The 15,600-nt window shown below is 44.1% G+C and carries 19 protein-coding genes and 1 pseudogene; 14 read left to right on the forward strand and 6 right to left on the reverse strand.

Features of this window, described 5'->3' with window-relative positions; all coding sequences use genetic code 11:
- Nucleotides 1–328: 328 nt before the first annotated feature.
- Nucleotides 329–535 (forward strand): hypothetical protein, encoded by a 207-nt coding sequence (locus tag EWV84_RS05085; RefSeq protein WP_147070942.1) that lies wholly within the window; start codon nt 329–331, stop codon nt 533–535.
- Nucleotides 536–591: 56 nt separating this feature from the next.
- Here EWV84_RS05085 and EWV84_RS05090 read toward each other — a convergent pair whose 3' ends face one another.
- Nucleotides 592–852, reverse strand: coding sequence for a type II toxin-antitoxin system RelE/ParE family toxin (locus EWV84_RS05090; RefSeq protein ID WP_287076862.1), 261 nt, complete (start codon nt 850–852; stop codon nt 592–594).
- Nucleotides 837–1,022, reverse strand: a complete 186-nt coding sequence (locus EWV84_RS05095) for a hypothetical protein (RefSeq protein WP_286825158.1) — start codon at nt 1,020–1,022, stop codon at nt 837–839. Before EWV84_RS05095 ends, EWV84_RS05090 begins: the two co-directional genes overlap by 16 nt.
- A 515-nt stretch (nt 1,023–1,537) precedes the next feature.
- Between EWV84_RS05095 and EWV84_RS05100 the strand changes: the two genes are divergently transcribed.
- The 4 genes from EWV84_RS05100 to EWV84_RS05115 all read left to right on the forward strand — a co-directional run bounded on the left by EWV84_RS05100 (nt 1,538) and on the right by EWV84_RS05115 (nt 5,015).
- A complete protein-coding gene (locus EWV84_RS05100; protein WP_287076864.1) occupies nt 1,538–2,620 on the forward strand; it encodes a sulfate ABC transporter substrate-binding protein in 1,083 nt (360 codons plus the stop codon).
- 239 nt (nt 2,621–2,859) lie between these two features.
- Nucleotides 2,860–3,240, forward strand: coding sequence for a DUF7980 family protein (locus EWV84_RS05105; RefSeq protein ID WP_287076866.1), 381 nt, complete (start codon nt 2,860–2,862; stop codon nt 3,238–3,240).
- Nucleotides 3,237–3,887: a phosphatase PAP2 family protein gene (locus EWV84_RS05110; RefSeq protein ID WP_287076867.1), complete on the forward strand. Its 651-nt coding sequence runs from the start codon at nt 3,237–3,239 to the stop codon at nt 3,885–3,887. Before EWV84_RS05105 ends, EWV84_RS05110 begins: the two co-directional genes overlap by 4 nt.
- 129 nt (nt 3,888–4,016) lie before the next feature.
- Nucleotides 4,017–5,015 carry a sulfurtransferase gene (locus EWV84_RS05115; protein ID WP_287076869.1) on the forward strand — a complete coding sequence of 333 codons (999 nt, stop codon included), beginning with the start codon at nt 4,017–4,019 and terminating at the stop codon, nt 5,013–5,015.
- A gap of 496 nt (nt 5,016–5,511) precedes the next feature.
- On the opposite strand, the gene cpcA is transcribed toward EWV84_RS05115, so the two are convergent.
- Together cpcA and cpcB are read right to left on the reverse strand one after the other, a co-directional pair.
- Nucleotides 5,512–6,003: a C-phycocyanin subunit alpha gene (cpcA, locus tag EWV84_RS05120; RefSeq protein WP_002732914.1), complete on the reverse strand. Its 492-nt coding sequence runs from the start codon at nt 6,001–6,003 to the stop codon at nt 5,512–5,514.
- 55 nt (nt 6,004–6,058) lie between these two features.
- Nucleotides 6,059–6,577, reverse strand: coding sequence for a C-phycocyanin subunit beta (gene cpcB / locus EWV84_RS05125; RefSeq protein WP_002733930.1), 519 nt, complete (start codon nt 6,575–6,577; stop codon nt 6,059–6,061).
- Nucleotides 6,578–7,245: 668 nt separating this feature from the next.
- Here cpcB and cysK point away from each other — a divergent pair.
- The 9 genes and pseudogenes from cysK (at nt 7,246) to EWV84_RS05170 (ending at nt 13,781) form a co-directional block, all read left to right on the forward strand.
- The gene (gene cysK / locus EWV84_RS05130) at nt 7,246–8,193 is read left to right on the forward strand and encodes a cysteine synthase A (protein ID WP_287076872.1); all 948 of its coding nucleotides are present in this window, start codon (nt 7,246–7,248) and stop codon (nt 8,191–8,193) included.
- Nucleotides 8,194–8,246: 53 nt separating this feature from the next.
- The gene (locus tag EWV84_RS05135; RefSeq protein ID WP_287076886.1) at nt 8,247–8,453 is read left to right on the forward strand and encodes a PLP-dependent transferase; all 207 of its coding nucleotides are present in this window, start codon (nt 8,247–8,249) and stop codon (nt 8,451–8,453) included.
- Nucleotides 8,454–8,486: 33 nt separating this feature from the next.
- Nucleotides 8,487–9,023 (forward strand): MgtC/SapB family protein, encoded by a 537-nt coding sequence (locus tag EWV84_RS05140; protein WP_287076874.1) that lies wholly within the window; start codon nt 8,487–8,489, stop codon nt 9,021–9,023.
- Between the two features lie 204 nt (nt 9,024–9,227).
- Complete coding sequence (locus EWV84_RS05145) at nt 9,228–9,902, forward strand: hypothetical protein (RefSeq protein ID WP_287076876.1); 675 nt, start codon at nt 9,228–9,230, stop codon at nt 9,900–9,902.
- 157 nt (nt 9,903–10,059) lie between these two features.
- Nucleotides 10,060–10,635 carry a Crp/Fnr family transcriptional regulator gene (locus EWV84_RS05150; RefSeq protein WP_287076879.1) on the forward strand — a complete coding sequence of 192 codons (576 nt, stop codon included), beginning with the start codon at nt 10,060–10,062 and terminating at the stop codon, nt 10,633–10,635.
- A gap of 30 nt (nt 10,636–10,665) precedes the next feature.
- Nucleotides 10,666–11,304 carry a cadmium resistance transporter gene (locus EWV84_RS05155; protein ID WP_286825175.1) on the forward strand — a complete coding sequence of 213 codons (639 nt, stop codon included), beginning with the start codon at nt 10,666–10,668 and terminating at the stop codon, nt 11,302–11,304.
- A 6-nt stretch (nt 11,305–11,310) separates the two neighbouring features.
- Nucleotides 11,311–11,550 carry a hypothetical protein gene (locus EWV84_RS05160; RefSeq protein ID WP_287076881.1) on the forward strand — a complete coding sequence of 80 codons (240 nt, stop codon included), beginning with the start codon at nt 11,311–11,313 and terminating at the stop codon, nt 11,548–11,550.
- A gap of 80 nt (nt 11,551–11,630) precedes the next feature.
- Nucleotides 11,631–12,110: pseudogene (locus EWV84_RS05165) on the forward strand (FAD/NAD(P)-binding protein); the annotation flags it as partial.
- A gap of 963 nt (nt 12,111–13,073) precedes the next feature.
- Nucleotides 13,074–13,781 (forward strand): MBL fold metallo-hydrolase, encoded by a 708-nt coding sequence (locus tag EWV84_RS05170; RefSeq protein WP_287076888.1) that lies wholly within the window; start codon nt 13,074–13,076, stop codon nt 13,779–13,781.
- Nucleotides 13,782–13,794: 13 nt separating this feature from the next.
- Here the strand turns inward: EWV84_RS05170 and EWV84_RS05175 are convergent, their stop codons facing one another.
- Entirely contained in the window at nt 13,795–14,211 is a 417-nt protein-coding gene (locus EWV84_RS05175) for a type II toxin-antitoxin system PemK/MazF family toxin (RefSeq protein ID WP_287076883.1), read from the reverse strand.
- Between the two features lie 5 nt (nt 14,212–14,216).
- A complete protein-coding gene (locus tag EWV84_RS05180) occupies nt 14,217–15,236 on the reverse strand; it encodes a hypothetical protein (RefSeq protein WP_287076884.1) in 1,020 nt (339 codons plus the stop codon).
- Nucleotides 15,237–15,600: the final 364 nt, after the last annotated feature.

Here is a 15,600-nt window from a genome sequence, read left to right on the forward strand (position 1 = left end):
GGAATTAGATTGGCCATGATAACCCAACGATTGTCTGGGGATAATTTCCCCTCCGAGGGAAACTCGAAGTTGTCCGGTGGCGTTGAGGGTAACTCGCTTTTACGGTACATTAGCACTAAGGAGAGAAGATGTAAGGGTTTTGAGCGATTAAGCGCAGATTTAAGTGCATTTGGGAAGCTCTCAATCAAGCTAAAAGCCCTTTCCAATAAAGGTTGTAGCTTCTTTCAGCAAACCCTAGTTAAGAGGAGTAGAAGCAAGAATCTCCCGTCACAGCGTAGCTTGACGGCGAGAGTGTCGAAATGTTCAAATTCCTATGGAGTCCTAACCCATGCAAGCGAAACTTTCAGAGCAAATCTCGTCCACTGATGCAGAAATTATTTTAAGACGCTTACCAGACTGGATACAGGATGCTTTGATTGCTCGCGCTACTGAAATTGATTATCCCGTTGAAGCGATTATTGAGATGGCGATCGCCAGTTTTTTAGACACAGAGGCATTAAGTTTTGCCGACTGTAAGCCAGGGCGAGGTCAATAAACGCTGTCCTATTATTTGTGATTTGAAGGGCGATCGGTTAAACAAATGGCAAAACTCTATTCTAAAAAACCTCTAGCTGTGTGCCAAAATCTAGCGACGCTAACCTGGTGAATCGGTTCATGAACTACGCTAATCCGCTTCGCTGAGATTAGCGTTTCCAATCGACCTCGAAAAGGAAAAAAACCTAAGTCTTTAGTTTTATCGAGTAATTGTTGACCTAATTTTTTCGCTAATTCAGGATTCGTAATTGCGACATAGCGGACGATAGTTTCTAAATCACGAATAGCCTGGGGCGAAAGAATTACTTTGTAGTCCATGATTCCATCATTTTTTCAACCGTTTCCACTGGCAGACCCTTACCCAAGTCAATTGCTTCAAATCCCTCTTGAATAGCGGCAATAAACCTGACTTGCTCAGCGATCTCTATCAAAGAAATGTCCTCAGGGAGACGTTTAACAAGCTCAATAACTGCTTCTTTATTACTCATGGCTTAAGCCTCTGGATTCGAATAACAGACATTTTAACATACATACACAAGCTATCGCTGTAGCTGTAGGGTGCGTTCCCTAATGCAAGTTCTACTGTTCTACCAATAGATTTTTGAGAACGCACCCTGCTCATTGATTGAAGTCGTTAGACCGCTTCAATTTTAGGGGAATAGTTGCTAAGGTCCGCTAACTTCACCGGTGAAGCCACCTAGGGAGAGGTTTTTGATCGCTAAAAAATTCTTTCTTCTCCATAAAAACGATAAAATCTCTATTCTGGAAGCATAAAGAGGCTTCAGGCGAATTTAAAGGCACATTTAAGCCGTATAAATCGAATATTTCCAGTTTTTTGAGCTAATCAAGCCATTAATGGCTTTATTTATTTGCATCTAACCTAACTAAGAGTGTATAAATTTTTCTTCAATGTATTGAAATTGTTTTTCATTTCATATAAAATACAATTTCAGAGAAAATACCTAGCAATCTCCCATAAATAAACAAAGGAGCCGATGACATCGTGATCCATGAGCCTAGACCCCAAAAACCGAAAACCCTATTACCTTTTATTTCTCTCGCTACGGCTGCCGTCGTCACAACGGGAATCGGACTAGCTTTTAGTCCCCTATCGGCATCGAGTAATCTGCTGGCAGGTGCGGATAAACAGCAAGCTAAACAACAAACCGTGGAAATCACCCTGGTTTCCTACGCGGTGACTCAATCGGCCTACTCGAAAATCATCCCTCTATTCGTCAACAAATGGAAAAGAGAGAAAAAACAGGATGTGGTGATTAAACAGAGTTATGGCGGCTCTGGTTCCCAAACCCGCGCTGTTATCGACGGATTAGATGCAGATGTGGTAAATTTGGCTATCGGTTCCGATGTGGAACGCTTGCAAAAAGCAGGTTTAGTTAACCCCGGTTGGCAGAAAGAACTCCCCAATAACGGCATCGCCACTCGTTCCGTGGTAGCTTTAGTTACTCGTCAGGGCAATCCGAAAGCAATCCGCAACTGGCCGGATCTAGCAAAATCGGGGATTAAAGTCATCACTGCCAACCCGAAAACCTCTGGGGTGGCCCGGTGGAATTTTCTGGCCTTGTGGGGATCGGTAACTCGAACTGGCGGCAACGAACAACAAGCGACCAATTTCGTCCGCAATGTCTATAAAAACGTTCCTGTACTACCCAAAGATGCCCGGGAAGCCAGCGATGTCTTCTTTAAACAGGATCAGGGGGATGTGCTGCTTAACTACGAAAACGAGGTGATTCTGGCCCGTCAAAAAGGAGAAACCGGTTTTTCCTATACTATTCCTTCGGTCAATGTTTCGATCGATCCGCCCGTGGCCGTAGTGGATAAAATAGTTGATAAACGCAAAACCCGGGAAGTAGCGACGGCTTTTGCCCAATTTCTCTTTACTCCGGAAGCGCAGCGGGAATTCGCCAAGGTGGGTTTCCGTCCGGTTAATGCTAATGTGGCCAAAGAGTTTAGTAAACAATACCCAAAAGTGTCGAATCTGTTCCCCTCTACGGCGATCGGTAGTTGGGAGGAGATCCAGAAAAAATTCTTTGCTGATGGGGCGATTTTTGACCAAATCCAGCGTTAATTAGTCTTGATCCGTCAGCCGTCAGCTAGATCAGTAAGTGGGTGGAATTAAATAAAAGATAGATGTTGTCTTTGATCCCCCCTTAATAAGGGGGGTGTCTGACATAACACCTACCTACTTAGATAACTGTGATTATAACTAGAAAAGTGGCTAACAACATTTTTCAAAAGTAATGGCAGAGATAGTTGATTGCTGATGGCAAAAAAAACAAAGCTGATAGTTAGTAGCTAAAAAAAAAGATGTATCTACTTGACAAAATCAAAAACGGAACCTTGGTATTGATCGGTTACTTATTATCGCCCCTGTGTTGGTGGAACGATCTAATTTTTAATCTGCCGATCGCCTACGGTTTCGGTCGTTTAATTGCTTGCTTGCACGCCGATTTTTTTCTACCGGCGGCCATGGTTGGTTATTGGTTATCTAATCTTGTGGGAATTCTGCTAATGCAATTCGGGACGAAAGAATTAATCGGTGGAGAGAAAGAAGAACGCAATTGGCAAAAAGAATTGAGAAATGGATTACTTTCCTCGACAGTTTATACTTTAGTAATCCTAGCTTTGCTGCATTTTCAGGTTTTAGAAATGCCCCTGTTATCCTCGATCACCACTTTTTCCCCGTGATTCCCAAAACTTACTTAAACAATAGCTTAATTTTCTTGTTTATCTTGTTAACATCGCTAACTTTTACGTATTTAGCGATCGCTATTCGCCAGTATCCCCAAGGATTTGCTTGGGAAAAATCCCTGATGCTATCTATTCATCAAACCGCTAATTTAAACCTAAATTTTTTGGCGATAAAACTAACGGGATTAGGCACTTATTGGGGAGTGGCCCCGATACTGACAATTTTACTGCTGATTTTTGCCCTAAAAAAATACTGGTATGGGTTCGCTTATCTCCTTGTAACCATGACGGGAGGTTGGGCTATTAGTTATAACCTCAAGATGCTTTTTCGTCGGAATCGCCCGCAATTTTGGGAGTTATTTTATCCCTTACCCCACGATTTTTCCTTCCCTAGTGGCCATGCTTTATTTAGTTCCCTGTTAGTGGTTTCTTTACTGATCCTATCTTGGAGAACGCGCTGGTTTTTAGGGGTAGTTTTACTGGGGATTCCCTTCGTCTTGGTTATTGCTTGGACTCGTCTTTATTTAGGAGTTCACTTTCCTAGCGATATCCTTGCCGCTTGGCTTTTAGCGATCGCTTGGTCCCTCCTAGTTCATATCTGGTGGCAACAGTTATTAAAGACACCCAAGGCGATCAGGAAATAAGGAGAAATTAATAATTAGTTGACCGACTTGCTGCCCAAGAAAAATATCACGTTATACCTAAATTTTGGGATAAAGCTAATCAAAGCCCTATAGTAATTATCGTTTGATATTCGTCGCTGACACTGAATCATGAAACCAAAACTGCGTCAAGGGAAGGGTCTATCCCTAGGACGGTTTCAAAGCCGTCCCCTTACTTTTCTCACTTTAGTTCTTCTGTGCATTTTAACCTTTACCTTAGCACCGTCATCGCCCCTGATGGCCACGTCGAAATCTGAGACCAAGATAGACTTTGTATCGCCGGCGTGGGTAGCCCAAAATCTCAACGATCCGAAGTTAAAAATTCTCGATGTGCGGATTAATCCTTTGGAATATATCACCGGTCATTTACCGAAAGCGGTGAATATAGCCGACAATAATTTTCGTGGTCCAAACGGATTTTTACCGGTTCAATATTGGCAAGAGGATAAAATTGGCAGTCTCTTTGCCGCCGCGGGAATCACTAATGGCGATCGAGTGGTAGTATATTCCGATGGTCGCGATGTCTTGGGGGCAACCATGGTCGCCTATTTACTAGAGCGATCGGGTTGGCGAGATGTGGCCGTCTTAGATGGGGGTTTTAAGGGCTATAAGGGTTCTGAACAGAAGGTAACTAAAGAATTCCCTAAATATCAACCCGGAAGCTTTACTGTCCGTGATCATCCCTCGATTCGGGTGACTTTAGCAGAAGTAGAGAAGTTGATCGGCAAACCGGATGTGGTTTTTATCGATCCCAGACCCGAAGAACTTTTTCAGGGGAAACAGGATATCTGGCTGAGAAATGGTCATATTCCGGGGGCGAAAAATATACCCTGGCCGACTTTTACGGAAGCAAATAATCCCGATGAATCCCTGAAAAATCCCCATAAATTGAAATCTTTAGACGAAATCAGCAAGATTCTTGCCCAACGCAACATCAAGCCCTCCGATAATATTATTGTCAGTTGCAGTACGGGACGGGAAGCGACTTTACAGTACATTGTCCTCAAACATCTGCTCGGTTATCCCAAGGTGCGAATTTATGAGGGTTCTTGGACAGAGTACAGCACCACGGAGCTGCCCGTCGCTACCGGGCCAGAAAAAGCCGTCTGAAGTCAAGTTTGTCGGTTTATACTCGTTGTGTGCAACCATCTTGCCCAAGATGGTTTTTTTTTGCTTTTTTGTTGGAGTAGGTTCCCGACGACGACCAAGTTAGACTAAATCCAGTTATTAAAAACTGATTATTTAGGGCTTGCTGAATAAATCTAAAAACCTTGTTGGATAATATCTTTAGGCTTTTTTGAAATCCAAAAGTACCAGATATGGGAGTGATCAGGGGGAAATTCCGGGACTTTTTCCCTAAAAATTAGGTAATTGACCCCCTCAAAATCGGTAAAACCCCACACCCCACACCCCACACCCTACACCCTACCCCTAGGAAAAACTTTTTCAGCAGACCCTATTTATTCTCCGTTTTGCCTTTTGCCTCTCCTGATATGTAGCCTATACTCAACGGATTTAGTATTAGACGGACGCAAAAAAACCTCGGCGCTCATCCCGAGGTAAATTTAGGAGATTTGAGCTTATTTTGATGTGAAGTTGACGTAAATTAGCTAAGGGCGTTGATCACATAATCGATGTAGGAATTAGCTTCCACAGCAGCATCCCCACTTAATCCGTGATTGGTTTTGATGTATTTTAAGGCTTCGATATACCAACTAGGAGATAGCTCAAAGGCACTATTAATTTCGCTCAAACCGGCGACTAGATATTCATCGATCGGGCCTGTCCCACCTACCACGAGGGCATAGGTGATAATCCGGATATAGTAGCCGATATCGCGAACGCACTTGGATTTCCCTCGCTCATCGTAGGCATAGTTCGGCCCCTGGAGTTGGGTGGTGTAGGGAAATTTTTGATAGACAGCGTTGGCTGCTTCTTGGGCTAAACTGGGGGCTTTTTGGGCGAGGATTTTTACCGCTTCTAGGGTGATGGCGGCCTGACGGAAACGACCGAATGCCACTTGTAATTCAGCACTGCTGAGAAAACGGCCTTGGGAATCGGCAGTAGCCACCGCTTCGGTTAAAGGTGTCTTGGTCATTGATGGAATTGCTCCTACAAAAGTTTAATCGGATTGAGATAAGAAAGTCACAGCATCAGGAAACTGCCGCCGCCGCTCGATCGAAGTAAGAAGCGACTTCTGCTAGTAAAGAACTGCAATCCCCGCGAGTGATCCCGTTGGGATCGGCCGCTAGGGCAAGGGAAGCGTCTTTGAGCTTGAGAATTCCAGCTGCAACAGAAGCCCCCGGAACCCCTAGGGCGACGTAGGTTTCCCGGAGACCGTTCAAGGCGCGATCATCGAGGATGCTGGCATCGCCGGTGAAGGTGGCATAGGTAACGTAGCGCAGGATAATTTCCAAATCCCGCAAGCAGGCGGCGGCACGTCGGTTTGTATAAGCGTTGCCACCGGGGGCAACTAAAACGGGCTGTTCTGAAAACAAACTACGCGCAGCATCGGTAACGATCGCAGAAGAATTACTGGAAAGACGATTAACCACATCGACGCGTTTATTACCATCTTTGACGAAGGCAATTAGGGCATTGACTTGATTCTCGCTCAGGTATTCCCCGCGGGTATCGGCCTGAGAAACGACTTTGGCAAAGGCATCTAACACCATAGTTTTCATCTCCTATAATGATGATTGGTTTCGGCAAAATATCGAGGTTGATTTCTCTGGCTTTTCTTTATTTTTTCCGATAAAGTATCTGGGAGTTTTTTTCTTGGGACTATACTATCGTCCTTGGAAAAATTTTACTCTCCCTTGGCCAGGTTTTTTTGTATATCGAGGAACAATTCTTGTTAATTGAATTTAGCGTTTATTGACGCTCCTAGACACACTTCGTTTTTGCCATGAATTATTTTATAGACCATTTTCCTACTTTTATTTATTAAAAATTGTTTCCTAAAAAAACCGCAAAAAAATAATTTTTCAGCACAAATCTCAGAAAACTTTCTTAAATGTGTAACCCTATACTGAGAAAAAGTATCGCTCTTTTCATCTCTCTAATAATTCGTTTAAGTTGTTTAAACAAATGTGCTTTTATATACCAATAATAATTAACTAAATTGAGGGAAATTTCCGGGGGCAATTTTGTCGATTGTGCTTCGATATACAAAAAAAGTGGCAAGGCAAAAAAATCGACAGGGATAATCCCCGCCGACGTTGTGATCAGAGGTGCCAACACCAGCATTTTGCAGTGTACTCTGACTTAAAAAGTATTGTAAAACATCTTAAATACATATATAATCAAAATAGCCAACAAGTATAAAGCAAGTGGGATTATGCCGATCGCAAGAGACATCACCCAATTGGTAGGACGGACTCCCCTAGTCCAACTGAATCGCATCCCAGTGGCAGAGGGAGTAAAAGCCCGCATCGTGGTCAAACTGGAAAGCATGAACCCGGCCGCCTCGGTTAAAGATCGCATTGGTGTCAGTATGGTGGAGGACGCTGAAGCCGCCGGACTGATTCACCCCGATAAAACAATTCTGGTGGAACCCACTTCCGGTAATACCGGCATCGCCCTGGCCATGGTAGCGGCGGCCAAAGGCTATCGCCTAGTCCTGACTATGCCTGAAACCATGAGTTTAGAACGACGGGCAATGTTAAAAGCCTACGGGGCGCAATTAGAGTTAACCCCGGGTAGCCAAGGCATGAAAGGAGCGATCGCCCGGGCCGAGGAAATAGTCGAAAATACCCCCAACGCCTATAGTTTGCAACAGTTCCGCAACCCGGCCAACCCGAAAATTCACCGGGAAACCACCGCCGAAGAAATCTGGGCCGATACCGATGGCCAGGTAGATATCGTTATTGGTGGCGTGGGAACCGGGGGAACCATTACCGGTATTGCCGAAACCATTAAACCCCGTCGTCCCCAATTTCAAGCGATCGCAGTTGAACCCTCTAATAGTCCCGTCTTATCGGGAGGACAACCGGGGCCGCACAAAATCCAAGGCATCGGCGCCGGTTTTATCCCGGCAATTTTCCGCCCCGAATTAATCGATGAGGTGATTATCGTCGATGATACAGAGGCTTTCGCCTACGCGCGACGGTTAGCTCGTCAGGAAGGATTACTATCTGGCATCTCGGCCGGGGCCGCTTTATGGGCGGCGATTCAGGTGGGCAAAAGACCCGAAAACGAAGATAAATTAATCGTCATGATTCAGCCTAGTTTCGGGGAACGTTACCTCAGCACGGCCCTGTTTAAAGACCTCGAAGATATCGACTAATAGGGGACTTGCGTAGGAATAATATCCCAGCCAGATAATCGCTCTGTAGAAGAATCAGACAAGCCCTAAATGGTACATTATCAAAGCGCAAGTCCCTAGGACAGTCTTTGGTCTGTTATCCCTCTTTGATGACTCACGCAGCAATGCCAGAAACAGAACGCTTAAAACGAGGTATAACAACAGCTTTACTACGATTATCGATCGGGATCGAGAATAGGAACGATTTAAAGCGGGATCTGGAAAAGGCCTTGATTGGTTAGGGGAAGTTTTTATCTCATTTGATGGGTTAAGCAATGTTTTTTGACTCGGAAGATTGGCAAACGATTATTTTTCGGCTGAGTATGGCTATGGCCGTCGGCTGTCTGATTGGTTATAACCGACAGCGAGGCGGTCGTCCCGCCGGATTGAGAACTTTTATCATCGTTAGTCTCGGGGCCGCCCTGTTCGTGATGATTCCCCTACAAGCGGAGGGAGATGTGGGTTATGCGTCTTCTAATGCTCTCAGTCGCACTATTCAAGGGGTCGCTTCTGGTGTCGGTTTTTTAGGGGCGGGAATCATCCTACAACAATCCCATCGGGAACTAAATAAGGTACAAGTAAAAGGTTTGACTTCGGCGGCGACTATCTGGTTAGCTGCAGGATTAGGCGCGGCTTCTGGTTGCGGTTTATGGCAGATGGTTCTGGTGGGAACTCTATTCTCTCTGTGCACTTTAAGTGGCATTAAACGACTTAAGAAAAATAAATCTTTAGGCAAATATATTAAAGGTCGTAAGAAAATATCCCCGATTAATCAAGAAATAAATCCATCGGATAATTCAGCATCTCATTAATGAAAAACTGATAAAAATTAATTTTCTTTGAGAGAGCAAAAGCTTTTCTACAATGGCTTTTGGCTCAAAAAGATTATATTTTTGTCTGCGATTTATTGGCAAAAAATACAATAAATTATTTATAAAATTTCTTGTTAAATAAAAATTTGATATGATAAAATCCAGATAGACTAACCAATTTTCCGAACAGGAGAAAATCAAATCATGATCAACCGAAATAAGAGCTTTCAAAGCCTCAAAAATCAAGTTTTCCGGCTGCTGATTTTCCTCTTAACTGTCACTTTGCTCCTAGGGGGAAGAGTAAATGCGATCGCCTTGCCCCTACTCCCCGAACAGTTAGCCGTCATCGACCGTGCAACGGCAACGGGTGGCACCGTGGTGGAACCAGTTAAGAAAAAGAATGAGGTTTCTAGCCCAAAAATTCTCGAAGATGCCCAAATTGCCTATGAAAAAGCCATCCAAGCCGCAAAATCGGCTATCGATGACCTAAATGCTCAACTAGCCGCTCCTTCTCTCGACAAGAAGATTATCGAAGCTCAACAGGACAACCTAGAGGACTTAGCGGATAATATTGACGATCTAGGGGAAAAAGTGAGTAAATTGACGAAAAAATTGACCAAATCCGGGGCTAAACTCAGTGAAACCCTGCAAAACAACCTTATTACCCTAGAAAAGAGCCTCGTTAATACCTCCGAGACGATCGATATCTTAGCCGACGACACCGAACGACTCAAAGACAGTGCTTCCCCTTTCCTGAAAACTCGCGTGGAAAAGACCATCGACGCGGTTAAACAGACTCTACAGGAAAGCGATCGAGCTTGGCAAGAACTGATCTCCTCGGCCACGACGGAACTGGAGAAGACTAACACCCCGAAATAAATAGGGCTTGCAAGGGCATAAAATCAGTCTTTTTTGGGGTAATTATCATTTTTACCCCAAAATTCTCAAAAAACCCTTAACTTGTCTAAAAAGCCCCTTTCCCGACAGCCTCGTGCTTTTGACTGACTAAGTACCTAATCAAAATTAATTATCAATCATGACGCTTACCTATCAACCACCAACCCCCCATCGCTGGCACTTTGATAATCGGGCAATTTTGCCCCTCAGAAATCCTAATTTCTGGAAAATCGAGAGTGGAGTCGTGAAAACCTCCACTTGGTTAGAAGATGGAACCCTGATCGTCTTGGGATTGTGGGGACCTGGCAGTTTTGTCGGTAAAACCCTAGAGAGAGTCAATCCCTATCAAGTTGAGTGCATTAGTCCTGTACAAGCAGTTTCCTTTTCCACAGTTGAGAGTTATCAAATGGCAGAAATTCTGCTGTCTCATCTTCAGCAAGCACAAGAACTAAGTATTATTCGTAGCTACAAACGTACTGATATTATGGTCTTGAAATTACTGGCATGGTTAGGCAATCAATTTGGCAAACAAACCGGTACCGGACAATTAATTGATGTGCGTCTAACTCATCAGGATATCGCTGACTTATTAGGAACTACTAGAGTCACTATTACCCGCGCACTTAATCATCTTGAACAACAGGGGTCCGTGGAACGTCTTCCTGTCCATCGTCTTCTTTTACGAGAGGAGGAAATCTGGCACTATGAGATTTAGAATGGGAAGGATTATCTCTTTTTTCAATCTATGAATTGGTTAGTAACCCTTTTAATTACTAGCGTGACGAGTTTTGTAGCCACAAATCTTGATGATCTGATGGTGCTAATGTTGTTTTTCTCGCGACTTAATGCTAATTTTCGACCTCGACACCTGATTATTGGTCAATACCTCGGTTTTACCCTCATTCTCCTAGCTAGTTCCCTCGGTTTACTATTTGGGTTACTGGTTTCTAAAGAATGGATTGGTCTATTAGGATTTATTCCTCTAATTATCGGCATTAAACAACTTTTGTCTAGGGAAAATGAGGATTACATTCAAGAAGTAAGAGAAGATGTTAATTCTTCTAGAAATCGCTCCTTTGTTCCTCGTTTTCCCTCCCAAACCTATTACGTTGCTGCCGTGACTGTGGCTAATGGTGGTGATAATATTGGTATCTATACCTCTCTTTTTGCCAATAATTCCCCGATGCACGTCTTAATTATCATGATAATTTTTTATCTCATGATGGGGATTTGGTGCGCCCTAGCCTATTTTTTGATTACCCATCCCAGGATAGCTAAAGTGGTTACAAACTACGGACATAAAATTAGTCCTTTTATCTATATTGTTCTAGGGATTTATATCTTAATTGACAGCAAATCCTATCGTTTATTTTTAATGTATTAAATAATAATGCCTAAAAATCGTCTTTTGGCTAGACCAAGTAATACTAAATCCTCCTTAAAAGGTCTAGCAGAGTGGGGAACACCAGAGCAGGGAGAAACAATCGATAACTTGGGAGTTAATCATGCTATTAAAAAAGGATTTGTTATGAGAATTAAAAAACAACAGATAGCGGCCGAAGCTTCCTGCAAAAACCGACATTGGCGAGTTAATACTATTTTTCAACAAATGGGCATCGCCTATCGATGACCTAAATGCTCAACCAAACGCTTCTTTTCTCCACAAGGACACCCTTACCATACCCCTAATTCTCCCCCCGATAGTTATCTATGAGCTACATTGACCGGAATCAATTTTCTGCAACTTTCGACATCGCCATTATCGGGGGAGGATTTAGTGGTTCCCTCGTGACGGCGAACCTATTACGCGACACGGGGACTCCATTATCGATCGCCCTGATCGATCACCGAAAACCCCTCGGTACGGGGATCGCCTACGGAACGCGAGATAGCGGCCACCTGCTCAATATTCCTGCCGGCAAAATGAGCGCCTTCGAGGACGATCCCGAACATTTCCTCCACTGGTTAGCGGATAACGGCTATCGATCGATCGATCCGGCCAGCTTCGTACCGCGTCTAGTGTACGGCAAATACATCCGATCGATCCTAGAAGAAGCGAGGGAAAACGCCATTGCCGATCACCGTCTGGAAACATTTACCGATGCGGCGATCGATCTGACACTCGACGGGGAAAAGGCGACGATTACCCTAAAAGGAGGCAAGAAAATCAGCGCCGCTAAAGTAGTTCTGGCGCTGGGCAATTTTCCCGCAACGGTTCCCCAACCCCTCGCGTCTCTCAATTCCCTCTATCTCCGCGACGCATGGGAGACGGACACACTCACCGAGCTAAAACCCGACGGGACGATCTTGATCGTCGGTACGGGGTTAACGATGGTGGATATGGTGGTTTCCCTGGCACAAAGGGGATTCACGGGCAAAATCCACGCGGTTTCCCGTCATGGCCTGATCCCCCGAACGCACCGCCCCACCGATCCCTATCCCCCGTTCCTCACCCTCGAAACCGCGCCCCAGACCACGCGGGGACTCCTACGGCAGATTCGCGCGGAGGTAAAAACCGCAGAGAGTCGAGGTCACGACTGGCGCGCCGTTTTAAACGCCTTACGCCCGATATCTCAAGGTCTATGGCATTGTCTGCCGATAGCGGAACGCGCCAGATTTCTACGCCACCTGAAAGCCTATTGGGAGGTTCTTCGCCATCGCCTCGCCGACGAGATCGCCGGTATCCTCGACGAGGCCGTAGAATCGGGACAATTAACCTATCATGGGGGAAGAATTGAAAGTGCTGAGGTTAAAAACGGCTGTGTAGAGGTTACTATCCGTCAACGGGGAACGGGAAACCTGTTAAACCTACCGATCGATCGAATCATTAACTGTACCGGCGCGGGTAACGATTACGCGACCATAACCGATCCCCTCGTCGTTCATCTTCGCCAACGGGGGTTAATCCGTCCCCATCCTTTGAATTGCGGCATCGAAACCGCGGACAACGGGGCGATTCTCAGGCCAGACGGTACGGCATCGGACACGCTGTACACCTTGGGAAATCCCCGCAAAGGCGATCTCTGGGAAACCACCGCTATTCCCGAACTGCGTTTACAGGCGGCCGAACTGGCCCGGGAGTTGTTGCGATCGCTCAAAGAGAGAACTTCTCTCCCCGCCGGTTACTCGATCGCATTCGGGCCGGCAGCGCCGATTTTCCGCCAGCTTTTCGATAGGGAATCGAGTACCTACACCTATCTGATCGCTGATTCGGGTACGGGGGAGGCGATTTTAATCGATCCGGTCCTGGAACAGGTTGATCGCGATCGGCAGATTCTTTGGCAGTTGGGGTTAACTCTAGGCTACACGATGGAAACCCATGTCCACGCCGACCATATCACCGGAGCGCACCGATTACGCGAGTTAACCAACTGTTCGATCCTCGTTCCCGAAAACGCGGAAGTGAACGATATCGATGGTTATGTGCGCGATGGCGACCTCTGGATCGTGGCAGGTCAGCAGCTAAAAGCGATCGCCACTCCGGGCCACACCGATAGTCATATGGCCTATCTCATCGATGAAAAACGCCTATTAACGGGGGATGCACTCTTAATTCGCGGTTGCGGTCGCACCGATTTTCAGAAGGGTTCGCCGGAAGTACTATACAGGACGGTGACGGAGAAGTTATTCACTCTCCCCGACGATACGCTTGTTTATCCCTGTCACGATTATCTGGGAAGAACGGTCTCCTCGATCGGTGAGGAAAAGCGCTGGAATCCCCGTTTCGCCGGCCGCAATCGCGAGGATTTTATTCAGTTAATGAATAATCTCAATCTCCCCTATCCCAAGAAGATGACCGCGGCCTTAAGTGCCAACGCACGGGGTGGTAAGGTGGTTTTCGTCATGGATTATCAGATTTAGTGCATATTTTATTTTAAAAATTTTTCTTTTTAGGTTTAGGAGGCCGTTCTATACTTTTAGGGGGGGGAGGTGATTGAGGTGGTTCTTGCAATAATTCAATAAGAGTTTGAATAATTTCATCTACGACTTCATCTCTCAAAGTCCCGCATTTTCTTCTAAATAATTCTCTATTAAGTGTAGATATGCAGTCCGGTCTAACATAAGAAGCTTCGTATCCATCATCTAGATGTCCTTCTTTAAAATCCCTCCGCTTAATTTCTAGCATCCCCGATCTTTTATTAGAATTGCTAGTTATGTAAGCGCAGATAAACCCTTTTCCCTCTAAGACAGGAGCGAGGATTAGAACAGGCCTTTCTTTCTCTTCTTCTGTATTATCCTGATAGGGAAAGGGAGCATATACCACATCTCCTTTTTTATAAAAAACGGACACTTGATTCAATTTTTAACATACTCCTCTTTTATATTTTCCTCTTTCAAAAAAGTAAAATTACTGTGATTAGCGATCACTTCCAGAATCTCTTGATCTTCGGACTCCGACTCTTCAACCACAAAATCAATTAGTCTGTCAATAAATCCAGCCGCATTGCGAATCCGAACTCTAAAAGAGTTTTTGGAATCAGTCGGCGTACTGAAATCTATATTTTTTTTACGAGACTGATCGATTATATCGCTCATTATTACTTGAATATCTTGAAGAGTTTCAATATCAAAAAAATCAATGTAATCTTCTAGCTTGTCACCAAACGTTTCTAATTTTTCTGAAAAAACTTTTAAAAAGTCTTCTTCTAGATAAAATAAATCTCTTTCAGAATAACTGCAATATTTTGCGATAATTATTTTTAAAGAATTCCAATTGTTATCGAGAATACGAAAATCTCGATATAAATTTCCAGCTTTTTCTCTTAAAAAAGCGATGGTTTTGAGGTCGATATATGTAGCGTCTTGTGAATTTAGTTCAACAAAATTTTTAATTGCAAAAATTGCATGATCTATTGCATTATAGACTTGATACCATTCTCTTTTTTCAAAAAGAATTTTAATGTTGCCAGCTATGTCTTTAATTTCTTTGTTTATTTTGTCATTGGTTTTTGCAGATTGCCAAGAAATAGATTCAAAAAAAACTTTGCTTTCGTATAAATTTTCAACAATTTTTGTCAAACATTCATCAACCTTCCTAAAAAAACTTTGATCGCGATCTTTGACAATGACGATTTTATAGCAGTTTTCATCAGAATGAGGCATGGGCAAGGGGCTTAAACCCTTTGTTGGCAAAACTTGTCGATACCTCAGTAACGTGAAAATCTCTATATTTTTTAACCAAAAAATCTCCATTAATTCTTTTTTTAAATAATTATCAGAAGAAAAAGAATCGGAAATTTTTTTAGAGTTATCTTTATTAATCGGAATACGTTTGGTGATTTTCCAATCAGTTAAGTGATTCTCTTTACAAGCCATAGGAGCTTATCCACTAACAGTACGATGTTATCTAATGATTATATCATAACAACCTTACCACACTCGCCTCCAGCGCAGCAACGCCGATCGCTACCCCGCCATCCCGAACCCGCAACTATTTCCCGTTGTTCACCCATTCCCGAAAGTGACGAGAAGAACCTAGGTTGGGTTGAAGCATTAAACCCAACGCCCGCTCATGTTACGAAGTGCGCTAACCCATCCTACAAATAATTGTGCCTCCCTACTTAGGGTTTGCTGAATAAATCTAAAAACCTTATCCAACAAGGTTTTTAGACTTTTTTTCCCTCAAAAAGTGCCGACCCTTGGAGTGATTGGGGGGAAAATTCAGGGACTTTTTCCCTGA

This window comes from Microcystis sp. M_QC_C_20170808_M3Col (assembly GCF_007095505.1).
Classification (GTDB): Bacteria; Cyanobacteriota; Cyanobacteriia; order Cyanobacteriales; family Microcystaceae; genus Microcystis.